The following is a 21,826-nucleotide window of genomic DNA, read 5'->3' as shown; positions in this document are numbered from 1 at the left end:
GCGGGGCGGGCGCGTGCGAGAATGGGCACGCAGCGCGAAAAGGGACCTCCCCGGCCGCGGCCCCGGGCCGCTCCGGGCCGGGCGGGTCCGGCGCCCCACATTCGGCGATCCGGGAGGCGACGTGACGATCGATTCCGAGGAGTTCGCGTTCGACCTCGGACCTGACGCCAAGGCCACGATGCTGCTGTGCCACGGGTTCACGTCGGATCCGGCGTCGATGCGGCCGTGGGGCGAGCACCTGCGGGACGCGGGCTTCAACGTGATCGCGCCGCTCCTGCCGGGGCACGGCGAGACGTGGCAGGTGCTGGCGAAGTCGACGTGGCAGCAGTGGTACGCCCGCCTGGAGGAGGCGCTCGACGAGGCGCTGGCGCTGGGCCTTCCGGTGTTCGCGGGGGGCCTGTCGATGGGCGGGTCGCTGTGCCTGCGGCTGGCGGAGCAGCGCGGGGGCGACCTAGCGGGGCTGGTGCTGGTGAACCCGGCGATCTTCGACTCGAAGCGCGAGGGGTTCCTGGCGCCGGTGCTGCGGTATGTGATGCCGAGCGTCGCGGCGATCGGGTCGGACCTGAACAAGCCCGACGTGCGGGAGAAGACGACCGACCGGACCCCGGTGGCGGCGTACGTGTCGCTGCGGCGGTTGTGGAAGGTGACGCGGCCGGAGCTGGCGCGGGTGACGGTGCCGTTGCGGCTGTTCACGAGTGCGCAGGACCATGTGGTGAATCCGCGGAACAGCGCGGTGGTGCGCGCGGGGGTGCGGTCGAAGGACGTGGAGTCGACGGTGCTGCCGCGGAGCTTCCATGTGGCGACGCTGGACTACGACGCGGAGACGATCTTCTCGGGGAGTGTCGCGTTCATGGAGCGGCAGCTGGCGAAGGCGCGGTCGGTCCATGACTGATCGGGGCGAGGAGCCCGAGGCCGGCGGCCAGGAGGACGGCCGGGAGGGCGAGCTGCTGCCGGAGGACGTGGACCGCCGGTTCGCGGAGCTGGTGGCGGGCCTTGAGGACCCGACGCTGTCGCAGTCGCCGGAGCCGGAGGAGGAGGTCGCGGCGGAGGCGGTGACGCCGCCGTCGCGGATGTCGTCGTCCGATGAGGAGCCGGGCCTGCTGGAGCTGTGGGACGCGGACCTGCCGGATGACGACGAGGACGACTACGACCCGCCGGAACCGCCGCCGGTCCCGTGGCCGAGCCTGCCCGCGGTGGGCGGGGTGCTGCTCGTCATCGCCGGTCTGGCGCTGCTGGTGAACCCGGGCATCGCGCCGCTGGGGACGACCCCGGGCCGCCTGGTCGGCTTCGTGGGGTTCCTCATCGGCGTGTGGCTGCTCATCAGTCGCCTGCGCCCGGACAAGGACCCCGACGACACCGACGACGGCGCGGTCGTCTGACCCCTTTCGGGGGACGCGCTTCAGCTCCCCTTCAGGTTCCCGCCAGTAGCTTGGAAAACGGGGGGCCTTCCCCAGCGCCCCGTCGGGCCCTTGGCGTGCGCCGGGGCTATTCCTTTCGGGCGAGCCAGGAGAGGATCGCGTCGAGGAGTCCTTCGGCGCCGGCGCCTTTGAAGACGTCGTCGGGGGAGCCGGCGAAGGTGAGGGGCGCGATGCCGTAGGCGTCGGCGACGGCCTGCACCTCCTTCGTCTGGGTCTCGGCTTCGGCGACGACGAGGAGGACCGGCGGGCCGCCGACGGGGGTCGGGGGCTCCTTCGGGACCTTCTGCGGTGAGACGAGGACGAGCGCGGCGGCCGGGTAGCGGCCCGCGGCGAGCGCGGCCCAGGCCGCGCCCTCCTTGTGGCCGATGAGGACGGTCTGGCGGGGCACGGTGACCGCGGCCTGGACGAGGTCGTGGGCGCGCGCTTCGAGGCCGCCGTCGGCGGCGGGCGTGCCGCCCTGGCCGCGGACGCTCACCGACGCGGCGTACCGGCCCGTTCCCGCGATCCGCTTGAGCCACAGGGCCTGGAAGGCCGCGGCCCCGGCGGGGTCGCCGGTGCAGCACAGGACGGGGCTGGCCTCGGGGTCGTCCTTGATCTCCATGTCGAAGAGGTCGGCCGGTTCGAGGTAGGCGTACTCGCGCGCGACCGGCGCGGGGGCGGGGGTGCGGGCGCGCCGGACCCAGGCGGCGAGGCTCATTTGGCGGGCTCCTGTTCGAGGGTGTCGATGATGCGGCCGAGGCTGGCGAGGTAGGTGGCGGCGTCGACGGCGAGCCGGTGGCGCGGCGACGTCCCGGCCGGGGCGGTGTCCTGCTCGGCCTCGGTGCGGACCTGGACGCGGAAGTTCGCGGCGCGCTCGGGGTCGCTCTTGCGCACCAGCAGCCAGTGGGCGATGGCGTGGGTCTGCCAGTGGACGATGGGGAGGACGCCGACGCCGGGTTCCACGAGGCCCGCGACGGCGAGGGTCTCCATCTTCGGGGAGAACATGCGCGCGTACAGGTTCGGGTACGGCGACTCGTCCTGGATGCCGAGGAGCTTCGGGTCGACCGACGTGAACTTGGGCCGGTACCCGGTGGCGAGGACGACCAGGTCGGGGCGGATCTCGGTGCCGTCGGCGAACGCCACGTCGAACCCGTCGAAGCGCGCGACCTCGCCGCGGCGGCGGATCGAGCCGTCGCCGACGTGCTCCATGTAGCGGCCGTTGCGCACCGGCTCCTCCGCGAACGGCTTCCCCTCCGGGACGATCCCCATGCGGGCGGCGAGGCTCGCGGGGCCCTTGAGAAGGCGGTCGGTCAGGAAGCGGCGCAGGAACTTCGGGCGTCCGCCGACGCGCGCGAGCGCGAAGTCGCCGGGCTCGCCGCCGAGGTACTTCGGCAGGTGCCAGGAGCCGCGGCGCACTGAATGGGTGCAGGAGGCGGCGTTGACGGCCGCTTCGCACGCGATGTCGGTGCCGGAGTTCCCGCCGCCGATGACGAGGACGTGCTTGCCGCGCAGGCGGGACGGGTCCTTCAGCTGCGAGGAGTGGAGGACGGTGCCGCGGAACTGGTCGAGGCCCGGGTAGGACGGGAGGTTCGGGGACCAGTGGTGGCCGGTGGCGATGATGACCGCGGCGTAGCGCAGGCGCCGGGCGGCGTTGCCCGCGGCGGGCTTGACGACGACCTCGAAGCGGGAGCCCTCGACGGGCTCGACGTGGGAGATCTCGGAGCCGTACCAGATGTGCTCGGAGAGCCCGAAGTGCTTGGCGTACGCGGTCAAGTAGGTGAGCATCTGCGCCGAGGACGGGTAGTCGGGCCAGTCGTCGGGCATCGGGAAGTCGGGGATCTCGGTCTGGGACCGGGAGGTCACGAGGTGCGTGTTCGGGTACAGCGGGCTGTGCTGGTTCTGCGGGTTCCACAGGCCGCCGAGGACGGTGTCCCGCTCGTAGCAGTCCACTTCGAAGCCGTTCTCGCGGAGGTTCTTGACGGCGATGAGGCCCGCGGCCCCGGCGCCGATCACGCAGACGGCCTCGCCGCGGTCGTACGCGGCCTGGGAGGAGTACTCCTGCAAGGGAACGGTCTCCTTCTGTGGGCATGTCGGGTCCTGCGCCGGACGGCGCCCCCGCGGCGCGCCCGGGGGCGGCCGTCCGGGGTGAAATGCGCCGAAAGACTGCAAGCAGATTACCGTGAGCGGGCCTCGTACTTTCGGGGGAGGTAGGCTCCGCTCGTGCTGTTCGAGCTGTGGAAACATCCGCGCCCCGCAGCCCCGGTGTTCCGGCGCGACGGGCAGGTCGTGGTCGCCTCGCACCGCCTCGCCCGCGAGGTCCTCGCCGACCGGGAGCGGTTCTCGGCGGCGAACGCCCTGGACGCGGTGGTCCCGGTCCCCGCCGGGGCGCTCCGCGAGCTCGCCTCGCACCGGTTCCGGCTCCCCGCCACCCTCGCCAACAACGACACTGCGACGCACGGCCCGATCCGCGAGCGCTTCGGCGAGGTGTTCGCGCCTGCGCGCGTCGCGGCGCTGCGTCCGTGGCTCACCGGCCTCGCGCGGCGCACCGTCGCCGTTGCGGCGCACCGGCTCCGGGCCGGGGAGGACGTGGACCTCGACGCGGCCGTGTCCTCGGAGATTCCGCTCGCCGCGCTCGCGCGCCTGCTGGACTTCGAGGCGTCGGCGACCGCCGAGGTCAAGCGCTTCAGCCGGGCGGCGCTGGAGCTGTTCTGGGGCGACCCTTCGCCTGCGCGCCAACGGGAGCTCGCCGAAGCCGTGGGGCCGTTCCACGCGATGCTCCGCGGCTGGGCCGCGGTCTCGGGCGGCGCCGCCGGGGACGTGCGCGAGGCGTACGGGGAGGACGCCGCGACCGCGGCGCTGTTCTTCCTGCTGGTGGCGGGCCAGGAGACGACTTCGCAGTTCCTGACGCTGCTGCTGCACCGGCTCGTCGAGGAGCCCGCGCTGCTCGCCCACGAGCCCGCGTTGATCGTGGAGGAGGGCCTGCGGCTGCTCCCTCCGATCACGTCGTGGCGGCGGGTCGCGTTGCGGGACACCGAGATCGGCGACGTGCCGGTCGCGGCCGGGGACTCGGTCCTGGTGTGGCTGGCCGCCGCGGGCGCCGACGAGGGCGTCGCCGCGTGCCCGGCGCACCTGGTCCCGGGCCAGCGCGGGTCGCGGCGCCACCTCGCGTTCGGGGCGGGCGCGCACCGGTGCCTGGGGAGCCAGCTGTCGCGCCTGGAGGCGGAGGTCGTGGTGGCGGAGCTGGCGCCGCTGCTCCCGCGCTGCACGGTGGTCGCGGCGCCGGTGAGCGACCCGAACCTGTCGTTCCGGATGCCGAGCCCGCTCGTGGTGCGGCTGGCTGGCTGAACGACGCGGGGCCGAACGGCGCGCTAATGCGTTGCAGCGCGGTGCATGCGCTTGCCAGACTGGCGGGATGTCTGAGCGATTCTTGAAGTTCCGCCAGCGCGGCACCGCCTACGTCCTCCGGGAAGGACCGAGTGGGACGGAAGTGCTCGTGATGCTCCACGTCGACCGCCCCGAAGCCGGCGTGCAGGTCCCCGGCGGCGGGGCGCGGCCGGGCGAGACGCCCGGCGAGACGGCGATGCGCGAGGCCGCCGAGGAGACCGGCGTCCGGGATCTCATGTTCGGGGAGGTGCTGGGCTCCAAGCTGATGAAGGTCGACTGGATCGCCTACGACTACCAGGTGAACACGTACTCGTGGATGACCACGACGGACCCGCGCGACGCGTGGGAGCACACGGTCCCGCACACCGGGGACGGCGACGACGGGCTGCGGATGCGCGCGGAGTTCCGTCCGATCGGGGAGTCGGGGATCGACTGGGGGCTGGACTGGCTCCTGGAGGCCGCGGTGCCGCGGTACCTGGCGCGGCGGGCGGAGCCTGATCCGGTGTCGGCCTAGGGGAACAGGGCTCGGAACGACCGTCGCGCGATGCGGGCGCCGGGGGTAGGGGCGCCCGCATCGCGTTGATATGGCCCGATTGGGCCAGATCGCAGCCAAATGTAGCGGGGTGGTGCAACCGCCGGACAAGCCCTGGTCAGGGGCGTTCGGGGAGGGCGAGCCATTCGGTGGCGGCGAGGCGGAACGCCTCGGGGTCGAGGGCGGCGGCGCCGTCGGGGATCCAGCCGAGGCGGTCGCCGGGCAGGTCGGTGAGGTTCTCGTATTCGGCGATGCCGGGGTCGTGGGGCCAGGCGCCGACGACGATCGCCGCGTCGATCCCCCTGCGCGCGAGGGCTTCGAGGGTGAGCGCGGTGTGGTTGAGGGTGCCGAGCCCGGCGCGGGTGACGACGACGGCGGGGCAGCCGAGTTCGACGGCGAGGTCGCGGGCGGTCCAGCCGTCCTCGCCGAGCTGCACGAGGAGGCCCCCGGCGCCTTCGAGGAGCACGACCTCGGCGGGCGAGTCGAGGGCGGCGTCGACGACTTCGGCGAGTTTCAGCAGCGGCAGGCCGCTGCGGCGCGCGGCCGCGAAGGGCGCCAGGGGGTCCGGGTAGGCGGCGAGGGCGCGGGCGGGGGCGCCGGAGAGGCGGGTGACCTCGGCGGCGTCGTCGTCATCGCCGGTCTGGGCGATCTTGATGACGTCGACGCTGCGGCCCTGCCGGATGAGGGCGGCGGCGATCGCGGCGGTGGCGACGGTCTTGCCGACGCCGGTGTCGGTGCCGGTCACCAGGACCGGGCCTTCGAAGGGGATCACGGTCGTGCCTCCAGGACGGTGTCGAGGGCGTGCGCGAACTCGGCCGCGGGCACGCCGGTGTTGACGGTGATGCGCAGGCGGGAGCGGTGGTCGGGGGTCGACGGGGGCCGGAAGCAGCCGACGGCGACGCCTTGTGCGGCGCAGCGGGCGGCCCAGGCGGTGGCGGCGCGGGCGTCCCCTGCGGGCGGGGAGCAGACCCCGGCGGCGGGCGCGGGGGCGTCGAGGAGCTTCGCGGCGAGGGCGGCGCGGCGGGCGAGTTCGGTTCGGGCGCCGTCGGATTCGCGGGCGATACGCAGTGCGGCGGCGGCTCCGGCGATGACGGCCGGCGGCGGGGCGGTGTCGTAGATGAAGGTGCGGCCGGTGTCGTGGAGGTGGCGGCGCAGCACGGCGGGTCCGGCGACGACGCCGCCCGCGGCGCCGAGTGCCTTGGAGAGCGTCGCGGTGAGGACGATGCCGGGCTGCCCGGCGAGCCCGGCGGCGGCGACGCCTCCGGCGCCGTGCGGGCCGATCGTGCCGATGGCGTGGGCCTCGTCGACGAGGAGCAGCGCGCCGTGCGCCGAGGTGAGGGCGTGCAGGTCGGCGAGGGGCGCGGCGTCGCCGAGGACGGAGTAGACGGACTCGACGGCGACGAGCGCGGGCTTCAGGTCGCGGAGCCGCCGTTCGAGGTCGTCGAGGTCGTTGTGCGCGAACGTCTCCGCGCGGCGGCCCGCGAGGCGGGCGGCGTCGTGGAGCGAGGCGTGCGCGTGGGCGTCGAGCAGGACCGGGCCGCTCGCGAGCGCGGCGACCGCGCCGAGGTTCGCGAGGTACCCGGAGGAGTAGAGGACCGCGGTCGCCGCGCCGGTGTGCCGCGCGAAGTCCGCCTCGAACGCCTCGTGGACGCCGGTGGTGCCGCGCACGAGCCGCGACCCGCTCGCCCCGAGGCCGTGTTCGGCGAGGGCCGCGGCCGCGGCGGCGAGCACGTCGGGGTGGCGCGAGAGCCCGAGGTAGTCGTTCCCGGCGAGGTCGATCGCGTCGGTGCGCGGCGCCGCGGTGCGGGCGAGCCCGGCTTTGGCGCGCAGGTCCGCCTTGCGCGCCAAGCGGTCCCAGACGGCGTTCATCGGGTCGGGCGCCCGCTGCGGCTGCGCGGGGACGCCAGGCGGCGGGGTCGGCGCGCCGCCGGGCCGCGCCCGGCGCTCTTCGGCCGCCGCGAGCGCCTCCGGCGAGGGCCCGGCCTGCGGCTGTGTCCGGATCTCGGGGCGCGCCGGTTCGCCGTGCGCGGCGCTCATCCCAGGACCTCGTCGATCGCGGCGTCGAGGGCTTCCACGAGGAGGTCGGCCTCGTCGTCGCCGAGCGTCAAGGGCGGCATGACGACGACCGTATCGCCGAGGGGGCGCAGCCAGACGCCGCGGTCGCGGGCGGCGCGGCAGACGCGGAAGCCGGTGCGGTGGCCGTCGGGGGCGACCTCGACGCCGATCATGGTGCCGAGGCGGCGCACCTCGGTGACGGCGTCCTTGGCGGCGACCGGTTCGAGGAGCTTCCCGAGGCGCTCGCCGAGGCGGTCGGCGCGGGCGACGACGTCCTGCTCCCCCATGACGCGGAGGTTCGCGAGCGCGGCGGCGCAGCACAGCGGGTTCGCGGTGTAGGTGTGGCCGTGGAAGAACGTGCGCGGGCTCGAATCGCCGGGTCGGGTCAGGAACGCCTCGTAGACGTGCTCGGCGGCGAGGACCGCCGACAGCGGCAGGTACCCGCCGGTGACGCCTTTGCCGCAGGTGAGGAGGTCGGGGACGACGCCGGCGTGCTCGGCGGCCCACATGCGGCCGGTGCGGCCGATCCCGGTGGCGACCTCGTCGAAGATGAGGAGCGCGCCGTAGGTGTAGGCGAGTGTCCTTGCCTCGCGCAGGAACGCGGCGTCGTAGTCGAGCATCCCGGCGGCGCCCTGGATCATGGGCTCGACGATGATCGCGCAGACCTGGTCGCCGTGCTCGTGCATGACCGATCGCAGGTGGGAGATCGCCGTGGTCAGGCGGTCGGCGCCGAGGGCGCGGTCGCCGGGCGACTCGATGCCGACGGTCTCCAGCAGCAGGGGCTTGTACGCCTGGTGGAACAGGTCGTGGCCGCCGACGGCGACCGCGCCGAGCGTGTCGCCGTGGTAGGCGTGGTTCAGGCGCACGAACTTCGGCCGCGGGTGCCCGGTCTGGGTCGAGTACTGGTAGGCGATCTTGAGGGCGGCCTCGACGGCGGAGGAGCCGTCCCCGGCGTAGAAGACCTTCGTCAGGTCCGGGTCGTCGCCCTTGGGCGCCAGGGCGATCAGGGTCTCGGAGAGCTCGATGCCGGGGGTGTGGGAGGCGCCGAGGAAGGTGGCGTGGTCGAGCTTCGCGAGCTGGTCGGCGATGGCGGCGTTGACGCCGGGGTGGCCGTGGCCGAGGGTCGTGGTCCACAGGGAGGAGACGCCGTCGAGGTAGCGGCGGCCGTCGACGTCCCACAGCCAGGGCCCCTCGGCGCGGGCCACCACGGTGGGGTCGTCGCCGGTCCAGTCGGCGTGCTGCGTGAACGGGTGCCAGACGGCGGCGGCGTCTCGGGCGATCCAGGAGGCACTGGCGGACATCACGGCTCCTTAGCGGGTTCCTACAACGACCGTTGGAGGATACCGTCAGTGGCATGGCCCTCCGAGGACCGACCACCGTTACGCCGCCGCGACCCGCCGCGATCCTCCTGAAGTGACACGCTTAGGCTGGGGCGCGGTTCGGTCCGGACCCACCGGGTCCGTCCGCCTTTTTACACTTTGAACACAGTGGGATGCTTGACAACCTCCTGCGCCAGCGGCAGACTAGTGACACTTGCGGCAATCGCGGAGGATTGTCGCTTACCGCCCCTTCAGGTATCGCACCCCCGGTGACGCCCGCGGAGCGCGGGCACCGCCCGCCCCGCCCGCCGAGCCGAGCACCGTCGCCGCCGCGGGCGCACGGCAACGTGGAATGGCAGGGAAGGCCCCGTGTCCGACCAGAACCCCAAGGCCGCCGATCCCCCCGGCGCGCCGGAGGCCGAGCGGCGCTCGCGGTTCTCGGACGTCGTCCGCGACCGCGAGGCCGCCGCGTACCTCCTCGCATTCTGCCTCTCCAACGCCGGGTCGATGCTCAACCGCGTCGCCGTCACCGCGCTCGTCTGGGCGAACACCGGGTCCTCCGCGCTCGCCGTCGCCTCCTTCGCGATCAGCTACGCCCCCTACCTCGGCCTCGCGCAGGTCCTCGGCGCGGTCGTCGACCGCTACCCGTACCGCAACGTCATGGTCGCCTGCGACGTCCTCCGCGCCGGCCTCATCGCCCTGCTCCTCATCCCCGGCATGCCCGTGCCCGCGATGATGGCCGTCGTCTTCGCCGTCGCCGCCGTCCAGCCCGCCTACAACGCCGCCCGCACCGCGACCCTCGCGCAGATCCTCACCGGCGAACGCCTCACCACCGCCATCGCCCTCACCATGAGCGCCGCCGGGATCGCGCAGATCATCGGCTTCCTCGCAGGCGGCCTCCTCGCCTCCATCGACCCGTACACCGCGCTGACGGTGAACGCGGTCCTGTTCGCCGTCAGCGCCGTCGCCGTCCTCGGCCTCGTCCGGTACCGGCCCTCCGCGAACAAGCGCGAGGAGCGGCGGCACGTGCTCGCCGAGACCGCCGACGGCCTGCGGATGCTCCGCGACAACCGGGTCCTGCGGACCGTGTCGCTGGGTATCTGGGGCCTCTATGCGCTCACGGCCGTCCCCGAGGGCGTCGCGGTCCTGTGGGCCGCGCACCTCGGCCGCGGGTCGGCGACGCAGGGCCTCATCATGGCGATCGACGCCGTCGGCGCGGTCCTCGCGGTGCTCCTGTTCACCCGGTTCGTGCGGCCCTCGGTGCGGTTCCGGCTCATCCGGCCGCTCGCGTTCCTCGCGCCGCTGGCCCTCGCGGCGGCGCTGCTGGACCCGCCGCTGCCGGGGGTCCTCGTGCTCGCGTTCGGCGCGGGCGCCGCGACGATGATCATGGCGCCCATGAACGCGACGCTCGCGCAGTGCATCCCCGAAGGCTGGCGCGGCCGCGTCGTCTCGGCGGTCAACGCCGGGCTCCAGCTCTGCCAGGGCCTGGCCATCGCCGGGGTCGGCCTCGCCGCCGAGCTCGGCGTGCCCATCCCGTACGCGGTCGGCGCCTGGGGCGTCGTCGGGTTCGCGATCCACTTCCTCATCACCCGCGCCTGGCCCACCGCGGACGAGGTCGACGCCGCGAAGGCCGCCGCCGCTCCCCCGCAGCCCGCCGCCCCCTGACCGCGCCTCCCCGAAGAGCCTGCCGCGACGCACCCGGCGGGCGGCGCCCAGCGCGCGCCTCCGGTTAGGCTCGACCCGGCGCCGCCGTGCCGGGTCGGGGCGCCGGGAACGACAGGAGCACTGAACGTGGAACACGCAATGACCGTCGAGCTGCGCGGGCACCTCATCGACCAGGGCGTCTTCGCCCGCGTCATGGACGACGTGCTGGAGTACTCGGGGGCCTACTCGATCGACCGCTTCGACGTGGGGCGCCACCACACCGACGAGTCGTACGCGCAGCTCACCATCTCCGCGGAGACGCCGGAGCTGCTGGAGCGCATCGTCATGCGCCTCCAGACCCACGGCGCGAACCCCCTCGAACCCGGCATCGCCACGCTCAAACCGGCCCCGCGCGACGGCGTCTTCCCCGAGGACTTCTACTCCACCACCAACTTCGACACCCAGATCCGCCTCAACGGCGGCTGGATGGACGTCGAGAACTCCGAGATGGACTGCGGCATCATCGTCACCGCCGACCACTCCCGCGCCTGGACCCTCCCGGTGTCCGACGTCAAGGAGGGGCAGCTCGTCGTCTGCGGCGGCGAGGGCGTCAAGGTCCTCCCGCTGCCCGAGCCCGAGCGCAAGAGCCCCGAGGCGTCGAACTTCGAGTTCATGAGCGGCGGCGTCTCCTCCGAGCGCCCGCAGGCGCTCCAGGTCCGCCAGATCGCCCAGCACATGCGCGAGGTCAAGGCCCGCGGTGAGAAGATCCTCTGGGTCGGCGGCCCCGCGATCGTCCACACCGGAGCCGGGAAGGCCCTGGAGGCGCTCATCAACGAGGGCTACGCCGACGTGGTCTTCGCCGGGAACGCCCTCGCCGCCCACGACATCGAGTCGAACCTCTTCGGCACCTCCCTCGGCGTCGACCTCGACAAGGGCCACGGCGTCCCCCACGGCCACGAGCACCACATCCGCGCGATCAACAAGATCCGCACCTGCGGGTCCATCGCCGACGCGGTCGAGCAGGGCGTCCTCAAGGGCGGCATCATGCACGCGCTGGTCAAGAACGGCAAGGAGTTCGTGCTCGTCGGCTCCGTGCGCGACGACGGGCCCCTGCCCGACGTGTACACCGACGTGATCGAGGGCCAGCGCGCCATGCGCGCGGCCCTGCCGGGCGTCGGGTTCGCGATCATGGTCGCCACGATGCTCCACTCGATCGCGACGGGGAACCTGCTGCCCGCGAAGGTGCCGCTGGTGAGCGTCGACATCAACCCCGCCACGGTCACCAAGCTGGCCGACCGCGGCTCGGCGCAGGCGATCGGCGTCATCACCGACATCGGCCTGTTCTGCGAGCAGCTCGCGGGCGAACTGGTCGTGGGCTACAAGCGCGACTGAAGCAATCGGGGGGCTAGAGGTAGTGGACCATCCCTAGCCCCCACCCTCCCAGAGGGGACCGTAGCGGCGAGTCTTGCCGAGGGGTGCGACAGCAACGCCCGGCGGCGGGCGGTGTGTCACCCGATCGTGTCGATCTACGCGTGGGTAGCGCTTTCCAATCGCGGGTCCGCCCGCTATGATCCCATTAAATCGATTCATTTCGATCTCTCGATCATAGATCGGTTGAAACGTTCAAATCGATGGGAATCTCAAGGAGCACAACGATGTCCCCCACCGGCAATCCCAGACGACGAATCCGCCTCGCCCTCGCGGCGGCCGCGGTCGTGTTCACCGGCGCGCTCGGCGCCGTGGCCGTCCCCGAGGCCGCGCTCGCCCAGGGCTGCGGCGCCGGCACGCCGAACGCCACCGTCACCGGCTCCTCCGGGGCCTACACCACGAAGGACGGCGGCACGACCGTCTACTCCGGCTCCGACTACCGCGCCGCGGTCCAGGCCGGGGTCGACACCATCGCCAGCGGCGAGCGCGTGGCCGTCATGGCCTCGGGCAACATCGGCGCCAGCACCATCACCATCCAGAGCGGCAAGACCTTCGAGGGCTGCGGCACCATCACTGTCGCCAACCGCTCCGGGCGCGGCGCGATCGAGGCGATCAACACCACGAACGTCAACATCGCGTACCTGAAGATGGCCGGGAACCCCTACTTCGGCCTGCGCTTCTCCGGCACCAACGGCCTCAAGCTCGGCGACATCGACCTGACCCTCAGCGGCGGCCTCGGCATCCGCTTCGACCGCGACGCCGCGTGGAACTACAACGTCACGATGAACGACGTCTACGTCTCCGGCGCCGGGTCGCACGCGGTCGAGACGTGGAACATCGACGGCTTCAACATCACCAAGGTGACCGCCCGGAACGTCGGCGAGTCGGGCCTGCTCATCCAGAACTCGCGCAACGGCTGGGTCGGCACGGTCGACGGCGACAACGTCGCCACCGGCACCGGCTACGCCACGTTCCGCATGGCGAACACCAACGGCAAGACCGCGAGCGGCGGCTATGCGACCAACATCTGGGTCGACAACGTCATCTCCCGCGGCGGCGGGCGCGGGATCTTCTGCGTCTCGCAGTCCGGCGGCGTCGTCATCAAGAACGTCGACCTGGCGAACAACGGCAACAACGCGGTCCTCATCGAGAACTGCTACAACGTCTCGATCCGCGGCGGCACGGTCAACGGCGGCGGCGAAGTGCGCCTCGCGGCCCGCACCGAGTTCGCCAACAACAAGGACATCTGGATCACGATGACGGTGAACAACACGTCGGTCCGGGAGTCGCCGTGCGGCGAGAACACGAACTGGACGATCAGCGGCAACGCGTCGGTGAACGTGTGCTGATCGCGCATATATAAGGAGTAAGGGAAAGGCCCGGAGCGATCCGCTCCAGGCCTTTCCGCCAGTCGTCTTAAGGGACGATGTCGCGGTGGCGGGCGAGGTCGGCCGCGCCGATCACGCCGGCCTTCGAGCCGAGCTCGGCCGCGCGGACCTCCGCGAACGGCACCTGGGCGCGGTTCGCGAGCGCCTGCTCGTAGTGCTTGCGGATCGGATCGAGGAGCAGGTCCCCCGCGTCCACGACGCCCCCGGCGATGAGGATGACGCCCGGGTCGATGAGGTTGACCATGTCCGCGGCCGAGTTGCCGAGGTAGTAGCCGATCGAGTCGAACGCGGCCAGCGCGACCTCGTCGCCCTCGCGGGCGGCGTCGGTGACCTGGCGGCCGGTGATCGCCTCGGCGTCGCCGCCGGCGAGCTTGAGGAGGACGGCGGCCTTGGCGGGGTCGGCCGCGGCGCCCTCGCGGGCGGCGCGGGTGAGGGCGCGGCCGGAGGCGTACTGCTCCAGGCAGCCGACGCGGCCGCATCCGCAGGGGCGGCCGTCGGGCATGACGGAGCGGATGTGGCCGATCTCGGCGGCGACGCCGTGGGTGCCGCGCAGGAGGTTGTCCTTGACGACGATGCCGCCGCCGACGCCGGTCCCGATCGTGTAGAGCACGGAGGAGCGGTGGGCCTTGGCGGCGCCGAAGCGGTGCTCGCCCCAGATGGCGACGTTGGCGTCGTTCTCGACGACGACGGGGAGGTCGATGACCGCGGTGACCTTGTCGCGGAGGGGCTCGTCCTTCCAGGAGACGTTGGGGGCGAGCATGACCGTGGACCGGTCGGAGGAGATCCATCCGGCCGCGCCGATGCCGACCGCCTCGATCTCGTGGCCGCCGCGCAGCTCGTCGACGACTTCCTTGACCGCCTGGATGACGCCCGCCTGATCGTCGGCGGGGGTGGGGCGCCGGGCCGTGGCGAGGACGTTGCCGTTCTCGTCGACGAGTCCGCCGCCGACTTTCGTGCCCCCGATGTCGACTCCGATAGTCAGACTCACAGCTGTCCCTCCAGCGGTTCCCGGAATTGAGGCGTTGGCTGCCACGCGACGCTGCGGGCCACCGACAGACTTTACGGCACGATTAATTCCCGAGGAAATCGGCTGTTCCATCCCCCTTGGCGAAGGTATCACCGCAGTGGCTTTCGCTCTCGTTCCCGTTGCTCTAGCATCGGAATTCAACCTGACTTGCCAAGGGAGTTTACTCACCGGTAAGTTATGCCCATCACGTGTCGACCGCCTTCTTTACAACGCCGTAACCACGGCGCGTTGAACGGAGCCATAATGCGCGAGTTCGCCGTCCCCCCAGTGGTGACAGTGCCCGACGAAGACAACACCCTCACCGCCCTGTGGGACGCGGCCGAGAACCACCCCTCCTCGATCCTCTACATGCGCTCGTTCGACGAGGGCGCGACCTGGCAGGACGTCACCTCCGTGCAGTTCCGGGACCAGGTGGTCGCGGTGGCGCGGGGCCTGGCCGCGGCGGGCGTGCAACCCGGCGACCGGGTGGCGCTCATGTCCGCGACCCGCTACGAGTGGACCCTGCTGGACTACGCGATCTGGGCGGCCGGGGCGGTGACGGTGACGATCTACGAGACGTCCTCGGCCGACCAGGCGAAATGGATCCTGGAGGACTCCGGCGCGACCGCGGTGGTCGCCGAGACGCCCGGGATGGCCGCGATGGTCGAGGGCCTCAGCGCCGACGTGAAGCACGTGTGGACCATCGACGAGGGCGGCGTGGACGCCCTGACCGCGCTCGGCGCGGACGCCGACGTGGACATCGAGGAGCGCCGGAGGTCGCGGCGCTCGGGCGACCTGGCGACGATCGTGTACACCTCGGGCACGACCGGGCGCCCCAAGGGCTGCATGCTCACCCACGGGAACCTGCTCAACGACATCCGCAACATCATCCCCGAGGTCCCGGGCGTGCTGTACGACGGCGCCCGCATGCTGCTGTTCCTGTCGCTCGCGCACGTGCTGGCCCGCATCCTCCAGATCGCGGGGATGGAGTCGCGCACGACGATCGCGCACGCCGACCGCACGAAGCTGACGGCGGTCATGCCCGTGGTCAAGCCGACGACGCTGCTGGCGATCCCCCGCGTGTTCGAGAAGGTGTACGCCGGGGCGTACCAGAAGGCCGTCGACGAGGGGAAGGGCGGCCTGTTCGAGAAGGCCGCGGTGACCGCCAAGGAGTACAGCCGCGCGCTCGACAAGCCCGGCGGGCCCGGCCTGGGCCTGAAGCTGCGCCACAAGCTGTGGGACCTGCTGGTGTACAAGAAGATCCGCGCGGCCGTGGGCGGCGAGTGCAACTCGGCGGTCTCGGGCGGGGCGGCGCTCGGCCCGGAGCTGGGGCACTTCTTCCGCGGCGTGGGCATCACGATCTTCGAGGGCTACGGGCTCACGGAGACCTCCCCGGTGCTGTCGCTGAACCTGGAGACGGCCATCAAGGTCGGCTCGATCGGCCGGCCCACGCCGGGCACGGCGCTGCGCGTCGCCGACGACGGCGAGCTGGAGGCCAAGGGCCCGCAGGTGTTCCCCGGGTACTGGAACAACGACGCCGCGACCGCGGAGGTCCTCGACGCGGACGGCTGGTTCAAGACCGGCGACATCGCCGAGATCGACGACGACGGGTACGTGACGATCACCGGCCGCAAGAAGGACATCATCGTCACCGCGGGCGGCAAGAACGTCGCCCCCGGGCCGCTGGAGAAGATCCTCGACTCGCACCCGCTGATCGCGTACGCGCTGGTCGTGGGCGAGGCGCGGCCGTACATCGGGTGCCTGATCTCCATCGACGGCGACATCCTGCCCGACTGGCTCTCGCGCCAGGGCAAGGACCCGAAGACGCCGATCGCCGACCTCGTGGACGACGCGGAGCTGCTCGCGGAGCTCCAGGCGAAGGTCGACGAGGCCAATGCGACGGTCTCCCGCGCGGAGCAGATCAAGCGATTCCGGGTCATTCCGGTCGAGCTGAGCGAAGACGCCGGTGAAATCACTCCGTCAGTCAAGGTCAAACGTCACGTCGTCATGGAAAAATACTCAGGCGAGGTGAATGCGCTGTACGACTCGGCGCAGCAGGAGACCAAGACCAAGTAGGCGAGGGGCCCATGGGCGAAGAGGCGGCGCTGGAACGCCAGTGGCGACTGCCCGCCGTCGCCCTCCGGGGCGCCCTGTTCGCGCTCGTCGCGGTCTTCGGCTGGTTCTCAGTGGGCCTGGCCGAGGCCGCGACCTGGTGCGGGATCCTCGCGCTCGCCGCGCTTCCCGGGGTGGTCCTCCCCCGGCACCGGCTGCTCGCGCCCGCCGGGCGGCTCGCCGAGGTCGCCGTGGTCGTCCTCGGGACGCTCGCCACCGGCGGCCTGCCCTCGTGGATGCTCCCGTACCTGATCGCGCCGTTCGCGACCGCCGCGTTCGACGCGGCCGCGCCCGTCGAGGACGGCGACCGCTGGTCGCGGCTGCGCACGTGGGGCCCGCCCGCGCTCGTCGCGCTCGCCGCGGCCGGGCTGCTCGCGCAGGCCCCGCGGGTCGCCGACTTCAACCGCGGCACGTACGTCACGACCGCGGCGATCGCGCTCGCGTTCGGGCTCGCGTCGGCGGTCGGCGCGTGGTGGCTGCGCCGCTCCCGCACCTCCGACATGCACCACTCGCAGCTGCCGTACGCGGAGGCCGCGGCCCTGCTCACGCAGCTGCGGGTCGTCGCCAGGCAGCTCCCGGGGTCCACGCTCGACCCGGGCGGGATCGCCACCGAGATCGTCGACACCGCCGCGCGCATCCCCGGCGTCGAGCGGGCCGCGGTCCTGTCGGCCGCCTCGGGCAGGCGCCTGGTCGTCCTCGCCGAGCACGCCGACGAGCGCGTCGACTGGGAGACGTCGCCGCAGCTCAACTCGCTGCTCGCCGACGCGTGGGCGGGGCAGAAGCCGCAGGCCGGGCAGGTCCCGCTGTCGCGGTCCACCCAGGGGCCCGTCGCGTCCCTCGTGATCCCGCTCGTCGCCGAGGGCCGCACGGTGGGGCTCGTGGCGATCGAGTCCGACGACCCGGCCGCGTTCGGACCCGAGGCGATCACCGCCGCCGAGGACCGCACCAAGGGCGCGGCCCTGCGCCTGGAGACCGCGCTGCTGTTCGAGGACGTCAGGTCCATGGCGACCACCGAGGAGCGCCAGCGCCTGGCCCGCGAGATCCACGACGGCATCGCCCAGGCGCTGGCGATGCTCGGGTACGGGATCGACAACGCGATGGCGATCCTGCCGCCCGAGGCCGGGGAGGCGAAGGGCGAGCTGGAGGACCTGCGCTCGGAGGTGACGCGGCTCGTCACGGAGCTGCGGTTCTCCCTGTTCGAGCTGCGGTCGAACGTCGACCGTCAGGGGGGCCTGGCCTCCGCGATCGCGGACTATGCTCGTACTGTGGGCGCCTCCGCCGGACTGCGGGTTCACCTGTCCCTGGACGAGGGCGGAGCGCGGCTGCCCGCGAGCACCGAGGCCGAGCTGCTGCGGATCGCCCAGGAGGCGATCACGAACGCGCGCAAGCACGCGAGGGCCGAGAACCTGTGGGTGACGTGTGAGGTGGACCCGCCTTACACCCGCATCGAGGTGACCGACGACGGACAGGGGCTCTCCGGTGAGGCCTCCGAGGGGCGGTACGGCCTGGCGATCATGAGCGAGCGGGCCGAGCGCATCCGCGGCTCGCTGGAGATCCGACCGCACCAGCCGCACGGGACGACCGTGGCGGTGGTGCTGAACGCGGGGGCGCGGCCCACCCCGAGGGCCGAGGCCCCCCGGCCCGGGTCCGCGGCCTGGGCGGCCGCCGACCGCGCCAGAACTGAACAGCCGGCCCGACGGCCAGACCACGGTGGTGGCCGTGGCAGCCAATGAGGAGAGACACGCATGAACGCTGACGCGCTGGAGACGACCGGTCAGACGACGGTGCTGATCGTCGACGACCACGATCTGATCCGCAAGGGCCTCCGGCATGCCTTCGACCGCGACCCCGAGTTCGAGGTGGTCGGCGAGGCCGACACCGCCGCCGACGCCCTCCGGCAGGCGGCGTCCCTCATGCCCTCCGTGGTGATCATGGACCTGCGCCTGCCCGACGGGTCGGGCCTGGACGCGACCCGCAAGCTCCGCAAGGCCCACCCGAACATGGGGATCGTGGTGCTGACGATGTACGCCGGGGACGACCAGCTGTTCGGCGCTTTGGACGCGGGCGCGTCGGCGTTCGTGCCGAAGTCGGCCCCCGCGAACGACGTGGTGTCGGCGGCGCGGCACGCCGCGTCGAACCCGACCGCGTTCAGCGCCGCGGACCTCGCCGAGGCGATGCAGCGGCGCCTGACCCCCACCGGGCCCCAGCTGTCGCCGCGCGAGTCGCAGGTGCTCAAGCTCCTCGCCGACGGCCTGTCGGTGGCGGGGATCGCGAAGCAGCTGTACGTCTCCGAGTCCACCGCGAAGACCCACATCTCGAAGCTCTACGAGAAGCTCGGCGCGGGCAACCGCGCGCAGGCGCTCATGACGGCCCTGAAGCTGGGCCTCCTCGAAGCCCCCGACCAGCCCAAGTTCTAACACCGTTTCGGCAGGCGCTCAGACGGTCTCGCCGTAGAGCATGCCTTCGAGGCGCCCGGCCTGACGCTCCCAGGTCCACTCGGCGAGGGCCCAGTCGCGGCTGGCCTCGCCGAGCTTGCGCGCGAGCAGCGGGTCGGACAGGACCTGGCTGAGGCGGTAGGCGATCTCGCCGAGGTCGCGGCCGTCGACGACCCACCCGGACCGGTCGTGGAGGACCGTGTCGGGCGCGCCCCCGGAGTCCCCGGCGATCACGGGCAGGCCCGTGGCGGCGGCTTCGAGGAACACCGCGCCGAGCCCTTCGACGTCGAGGCCGCGGCGGCGGGTGCGGCAGGGCATCGCGAAGACGTCCCCGGCGGCGAAGTGCGCGGCGAGCTCGTGCTCGGGGACCCCGCCGGTGAACACGACCTGGTCGGCGACGCCGTGGCGGCGGGCCTCGGCGCGGAGCGTCGACTCGTAGGGGCCCTGGCCGACGATGAGGAGCCTGACGTCCCGGCCGACCTGCTCGCGCACGTGCGGGAGCGCGGCGATGAGCTTGTCCTGGCCTTTGCGGGGCACGAGGCGCGAGACGCACACGATGACGGGCAGGTCGCCGAGGCCGTGGCGTTCGCGGATCGGGGTGCCGTCGACGCCGGGGTGGAACGTCTCGGTGTCGATGCCGAAGGTGAGCTGTTCGAGCCGCGTGTAGGGGGCGGCGACGGGGGCGAGGCGCCGGTACGTGTAGTCGCCGAGGTAGGTCATGACGTCGAGCGACGCGGCGATGCGGCGCAGGAGCCCGCGGGTGCCGGGCATGGCGGCCCAGCCGACCTCGTGGCCGTGGGTGAGGGCGATGGCGCGCTCGATCCCGGTGCGGTGCTTGAGGTCCGCGGCGAGGAGCCCGAGGGGCGCGGCGGCGCCGAACCAGACGCGGTCGCAGCGGTGCTCGCGGGCGAGGTCGGTGACGGCGCGGGCGACGCGCGGCGTGGGCAGGAGCATCGCGGTGCGGTCGCGGACGACGGTGAACGGCTGGGCGGCGTCGAACTCGGCCCAGCCCGGGGAGGTCGAGGTGTAGACGACGAGGCCGTCGGAGGGCAGCCGGAGCGCCATGCCGTGCACGAAGGTCTGGATGCCGCCCCGGCGGGGCGGGAAGTCGTTGGTCACCAGCAGTGTCCGGCTCACATCATGACCCCCTTCATGATCCGACCAGTCTGCCACGCCCCGCGGTCGGGCGCGGAGATCCCGGATGAGCGGGGGGTGAAGAGGCGCGGTCGCCAGTTCCGGGCTGTGACGGCGATGGCACACTGGTGCCTATGAGCAGCGGCGACGAGACCAGCGGGCCCGGGCCCGACGCCGGCCTGCCGGAGGCGTCGGCCTCCGCGGGGGCCGGCGACGACGGCTCGGGCGAGGGGGATCCGGCCGAACGGTCCGAGCCCGGCCCGATCGTGTTCCTGACCGAGCCGGTGCGGCGCCGGGCCGTGGAGATCGCGGCGGTCGCGATGCCGGGGCTCGTCCCCGGGCGGGTGCCCGCCCGGCTGCGGCGCTTCATGAAGTTCAGTCCTCCCAAGCGCGCCAAGCTGGCCCGCGGCGAGATCGCGGCGGCCCTGGACCGGGACGAGGAGTTCCGGGCCGGGCTCGCGGAGGTGCTCGCGTCGACCGATTCGCCGCTGGTGGCGGCGATCGGCGAGGGCGGGGCGGTGTCGCCGATGGCCGACCCCGTGGAGGTCGCGGCGCTGACGTACCTGCTGCGCCCGGAGGGGTGGCGGGACCTGATCGCCTCGGCGGTGGACGCGATCCCGGACGCGCCCGACGTCCCGGCGGCGCCCGCGGCGCCGGACGAGGCGGGGCAGCGGAAGCTCGCGTCGCTGGAGAAGGAGAACGGGAAGCTCCGCGGCGCGCTCGCCGACCAGCGGACGGCCGCGGCGACGCTCCAGGAGGAGCTGCGGCGGGCCCGCAAGGACCTGCGGGACGCCGAGGAGCGGGCCGCGAAGGCCGCCGGGGACCTCGCCGCCGAGAAGGGGCGCCTCAAGCACGCCGAGACCGAGCGGCGCTCCGAGCGCCGCCGCCTCGAATCCGAAGTGGAGTCCCTGCGGGAGCAGCTGGACCGGGTCCGCAAGGCCGACAAGGAGGCCGAGCGGCTCGCGTCGGCGCGGCTGTGGCTGCTCATGGAGACCCTCTCGGGGGCGGCCACGGGCCTGCGGCGCGAGCTCGGGCTCGAACCGGTCGACGACCGGCCCGCGGACTACATCGCCGAGGAGTACTGCGACGACCCCGAGGAGCGGCCCTTCGAGGGCTCGCGCGGGCTCGGCCAGGCCGACCCGCAGCGCCTCGACCACCTCCTGTCGCTGCCGAACCCGCACCTCATCGTCGACGGCTACAACGTGACGATCTCCGCGTGGGGCGAGACGCTCACGCTGGAGCAGCAGCGCAACCGGCTCGTACAGGGCCTGGGCGCGGCCGCGGCGCAGACGAACGCGGAGGTCACGGTGGTCTTCGACGGCGCCGACGCGATCTTCGGCGCGAAGCCGTCCGCGCGCGGCGTGCGGGTCCTGTTCAGCGCCAAGGGGCAGATCGCCGACGACGTGGTGGTGGAGCTGGCGCGGGTCGAGCCCGAGGGCAGGCCCGTCATCGTCGTCTCCTCCGACCAGGAGGTGGCCGACCGGGCCCGGCGCGAAGGCGCCTACCCGGTGCCGTCGGCGGTGCTCGTCAAGTGGATGCAGCGGACCTAGCTCCGCGGGACGCGGAGGACGACCGATCCGGCCGCGAGGTCGTGGAGGCCGCGGTTGTACGGGTGCACGATCGCCGTGAGCGCCGGGAGGACCAGCGAGAGCAGGACCGCGCGGAGGATCGACCGCCACAGCGGCAGGCGCGCTCCCGTGTCGGCGTCGATGCACGCGATGTGCATGAGCGCCATGCCGAGCGTCTGCGTCCCGGCCGCCAGCGCGACCGCGGTGTAGAGCAGGAACAGCCCGGAGGGGAGCAGGTCGGCTCCGGCGACGCGCGGCGGCTCGACGCCGGCCCACTGGAGGAGGTAGGAGAGGATCAGGCACGCGACCCAGTCGATGACCAGCGCGAGGAAGCGCAGGCTGATGGAGGCCAGCTCCTGACCGGAGCCGGTGGTTTCGGGGGTCTTCGCACCGCGTTCGCTCGTCATGGCGCGAGTCTACGACT

The 21,826-nt window shown here is 72.9% G+C and carries 19 protein-coding genes; 11 read left to right on the top strand and 8 right to left on the bottom strand.

Going from position 1 to position 21,826, the window contains the following annotated elements; genetic code table 11:
* Nucleotides 1–121 precede the first annotated feature (121 nt).
* Both B0I28_RS02450 and B0I28_RS02445 read left to right on the top strand, forming a co-directional pair.
* Entirely contained in the window at nt 122–892 is a 771-nt protein-coding gene (locus B0I28_RS02450; RefSeq protein WP_219926510.1) for an alpha/beta hydrolase, read from the top strand.
* Nucleotides 885–1,379: a hypothetical protein gene (locus tag B0I28_RS02445; protein ID WP_106362207.1), complete on the top strand. Its 495-nt coding sequence runs from the start codon at nt 885–887 to the stop codon at nt 1,377–1,379. Before B0I28_RS02450 ends, B0I28_RS02445 begins: the two co-directional genes overlap by 8 nt.
* A 106-nt stretch (nt 1,380–1,485) precedes the next feature.
* Here the strand turns inward: B0I28_RS02445 and B0I28_RS02440 are convergent, their stop codons facing one another.
* Both B0I28_RS02440 and B0I28_RS02435 read right to left on the bottom strand, forming a co-directional pair.
* A complete protein-coding gene (locus B0I28_RS02440) occupies nt 1,486–2,115 on the bottom strand; it encodes a hypothetical protein (RefSeq protein WP_106362206.1) in 630 nt (209 codons plus the stop codon).
* Nucleotides 2,112–3,461, bottom strand: a complete 1,350-nt coding sequence (locus B0I28_RS02435) for a flavin-containing monooxygenase (RefSeq protein ID WP_245888855.1) — start codon at nt 3,459–3,461, stop codon at nt 2,112–2,114. The genes B0I28_RS02440 and B0I28_RS02435 overlap by 4 nt, the downstream gene beginning before the upstream one ends.
* A 156-nt stretch (nt 3,462–3,617) precedes the next feature.
* Here B0I28_RS02435 and B0I28_RS02430 point away from each other — a divergent pair, with 156 nt between their 5' ends.
* Both B0I28_RS02430 and B0I28_RS02425 read left to right on the top strand, forming a co-directional pair.
* Entirely contained in the window at nt 3,618–4,742 is a 1,125-nt protein-coding gene (locus B0I28_RS02430; RefSeq protein WP_219926509.1) for a cytochrome P450, read from the top strand.
* Between the two features lie 67 nt (nt 4,743–4,809).
* Nucleotides 4,810–5,295, top strand: coding sequence for an NUDIX domain-containing protein (locus B0I28_RS02425; RefSeq protein WP_106362205.1), 486 nt, complete (start codon nt 4,810–4,812; stop codon nt 5,293–5,295).
* 136 nt (nt 5,296–5,431) lie between these two features.
* Here B0I28_RS02425 and bioD read toward each other — a convergent pair whose 3' ends face one another.
* The 3 genes from bioD to bioA all read right to left on the bottom strand — a co-directional run bounded on the left by bioD (nt 5,432) and on the right by bioA (nt 8,669).
* Entirely contained in the window at nt 5,432–6,085 is a 654-nt protein-coding gene (gene bioD, locus B0I28_RS02420) for a dethiobiotin synthase (RefSeq protein WP_106362204.1), read from the bottom strand.
* The gene (locus B0I28_RS02415) at nt 6,082–7,182 is read right to left on the bottom strand and encodes an aminotransferase class I/II-fold pyridoxal phosphate-dependent enzyme (RefSeq protein WP_106362610.1); all 1,101 of its coding nucleotides are present in this window, start codon (nt 7,180–7,182) and stop codon (nt 6,082–6,084) included. Before B0I28_RS02415 ends, bioD begins: the two co-directional genes overlap by 4 nt.
* Before the next feature lie 164 nt (nt 7,183–7,346).
* Nucleotides 7,347–8,669, bottom strand: coding sequence for an adenosylmethionine--8-amino-7-oxononanoate transaminase (bioA, locus tag B0I28_RS02410; RefSeq protein WP_106362203.1), 1,323 nt, complete (start codon nt 8,667–8,669; stop codon nt 7,347–7,349).
* A gap of 387 nt (nt 8,670–9,056) precedes the next feature.
* Between bioA and B0I28_RS02405 the strand changes: the two genes are divergently transcribed.
* The 3 genes from B0I28_RS02405 (at nt 9,057) to B0I28_RS02395 (ending at nt 13,108) form a co-directional block, all read left to right on the top strand.
* Complete coding sequence (locus B0I28_RS02405; RefSeq protein ID WP_106362202.1) at nt 9,057–10,352, top strand: MFS transporter; 1,296 nt, start codon at nt 9,057–9,059, stop codon at nt 10,350–10,352.
* A 126-nt stretch (nt 10,353–10,478) separates the two neighbouring features.
* Nucleotides 10,479–11,723 (top strand): ornithine cyclodeaminase, nickel-pincer nucleotide-dependent, encoded by a 1,245-nt coding sequence (locus B0I28_RS02400; protein ID WP_219926508.1) that lies wholly within the window; start codon nt 10,479–10,481, stop codon nt 11,721–11,723.
* 263 nt (nt 11,724–11,986) lie between these two features.
* Nucleotides 11,987–13,108 carry a hypothetical protein gene (locus B0I28_RS02395; RefSeq protein ID WP_106362200.1) on the top strand — a complete coding sequence of 374 codons (1,122 nt, stop codon included), beginning with the start codon at nt 11,987–11,989 and terminating at the stop codon, nt 13,106–13,108.
* Nucleotides 13,109–13,175: 67 nt separating this feature from the next.
* Here B0I28_RS02395 and B0I28_RS02390 read toward each other — a convergent pair whose 3' ends face one another.
* Complete coding sequence (locus tag B0I28_RS02390) at nt 13,176–14,135, bottom strand: ROK family glucokinase (protein WP_106362199.1); 960 nt, start codon at nt 14,133–14,135, stop codon at nt 13,176–13,178.
* Nucleotides 14,136–14,417: 282 nt separating this feature from the next.
* Between B0I28_RS02390 and B0I28_RS02385 the strand changes: the two genes are divergently transcribed.
* Genes B0I28_RS02385 through B0I28_RS02375 form a run of 3 tightly spaced genes read left to right on the top strand, consistent with a single transcriptional unit; the run spans nt 14,418 to nt 18,682 of the window.
* The gene (locus tag B0I28_RS02385; RefSeq protein WP_106362198.1) at nt 14,418–16,229 is read left to right on the top strand and encodes an AMP-dependent synthetase/ligase; all 1,812 of its coding nucleotides are present in this window, start codon (nt 14,418–14,420) and stop codon (nt 16,227–16,229) included.
* 11 nt (nt 16,230–16,240) lie between these two features.
* Nucleotides 16,241–17,998 (top strand): sensor histidine kinase, encoded by a 1,758-nt coding sequence (locus tag B0I28_RS02380; protein WP_106362197.1) that lies wholly within the window; start codon nt 16,241–16,243, stop codon nt 17,996–17,998.
* A 12-nt stretch (nt 17,999–18,010) separates the two neighbouring features.
* Nucleotides 18,011–18,682: a response regulator transcription factor gene (locus B0I28_RS02375; protein ID WP_106362196.1), complete on the top strand. Its 672-nt coding sequence runs from the start codon at nt 18,011–18,013 to the stop codon at nt 18,680–18,682.
* A gap of 18 nt (nt 18,683–18,700) precedes the next feature.
* On the opposite strand, the gene B0I28_RS02370 is transcribed toward B0I28_RS02375, so the two are convergent.
* Nucleotides 18,701–19,837 carry a glycosyltransferase family 4 protein gene (locus B0I28_RS02370; protein WP_106362195.1) on the bottom strand — a complete coding sequence of 379 codons (1,137 nt, stop codon included), beginning with the start codon at nt 19,835–19,837 and terminating at the stop codon, nt 18,701–18,703.
* 131 nt (nt 19,838–19,968) lie between these two features.
* On the opposite strand from B0I28_RS02370, the gene B0I28_RS02365 reads away from it, so the two are divergent.
* The gene (locus B0I28_RS02365) at nt 19,969–21,384 is read left to right on the top strand and encodes an NYN domain-containing protein (RefSeq protein WP_106362194.1); all 1,416 of its coding nucleotides are present in this window, start codon (nt 19,969–19,971) and stop codon (nt 21,382–21,384) included.
* Here the strand turns inward: B0I28_RS02365 and B0I28_RS02360 are convergent.
* Nucleotides 21,381–21,809 carry an RDD family protein gene (locus tag B0I28_RS02360; RefSeq protein WP_106362193.1) on the bottom strand — a complete coding sequence of 143 codons (429 nt, stop codon included), beginning with the start codon at nt 21,807–21,809 and terminating at the stop codon, nt 21,381–21,383. The genes B0I28_RS02365 and B0I28_RS02360 overlap by 4 nt on opposite strands.
* Nucleotides 21,810–21,826: the final 17 nt, after the last annotated feature.

The organism is Glycomyces artemisiae (genome assembly GCF_003002955.1).
Lineage (GTDB): Bacteria > Actinomycetota > Actinomycetes > Mycobacteriales > Micromonosporaceae > Glycomyces > Glycomyces artemisiae.
This window is presented reverse-complemented; position numbering and strand designations above follow the sequence as displayed.

Excerpts from the sequence above, each read along its gene's own strand:
- bioA (WP_106362203.1), bottom strand. The coding sequence starts at position 8,669 with ATGTCCGCCAGTGCCTCCTGGATCGCCCGAGACGCCGCCGCCGTCTGG.
- B0I28_RS02360 (WP_106362193.1), bottom strand. The coding sequence starts at position 21,809 with ATGACGAGCGAACGCGGTGCGAAGACCCCCGAAACCACCGGCTCCGGT.
- B0I28_RS02395 (WP_106362200.1), top strand. The coding sequence starts at position 11,987 with ATGTCCCCCACCGGCAATCCCAGACGACGAATCCGCCTCGCCCTCGCG.
- B0I28_RS02375 (WP_106362196.1), top strand. The coding sequence starts at position 18,011 with ATGAACGCTGACGCGCTGGAGACGACCGGTCAGACGACGGTGCTGATC.
- B0I28_RS02365 (WP_106362194.1), top strand. The coding sequence starts at position 19,969 with ATGAGCAGCGGCGACGAGACCAGCGGGCCCGGGCCCGACGCCGGCCTG.
- B0I28_RS02445 (WP_106362207.1), top strand. The coding sequence starts at position 885 with ATGACTGATCGGGGCGAGGAGCCCGAGGCCGGCGGCCAGGAGGACGGC.
- B0I28_RS02380 (WP_106362197.1), top strand. The coding sequence starts at position 16,241 with ATGGGCGAAGAGGCGGCGCTGGAACGCCAGTGGCGACTGCCCGCCGTC.
- B0I28_RS02385 (WP_106362198.1), top strand. The coding sequence starts at position 14,418 with ATGCGCGAGTTCGCCGTCCCCCCAGTGGTGACAGTGCCCGACGAAGAC.
- B0I28_RS02415 (WP_106362610.1), bottom strand. The coding sequence starts at position 7,182 with ATGAACGCCGTCTGGGACCGCTTGGCGCGCAAGGCGGACCTGCGCGCC.
- B0I28_RS02425 (WP_106362205.1), top strand. The coding sequence starts at position 4,810 with ATGTCTGAGCGATTCTTGAAGTTCCGCCAGCGCGGCACCGCCTACGTC.
- B0I28_RS02440 (WP_106362206.1), bottom strand. The coding sequence starts at position 2,115 with ATGAGCCTCGCCGCCTGGGTCCGGCGCGCCCGCACCCCCGCCCCCGCG.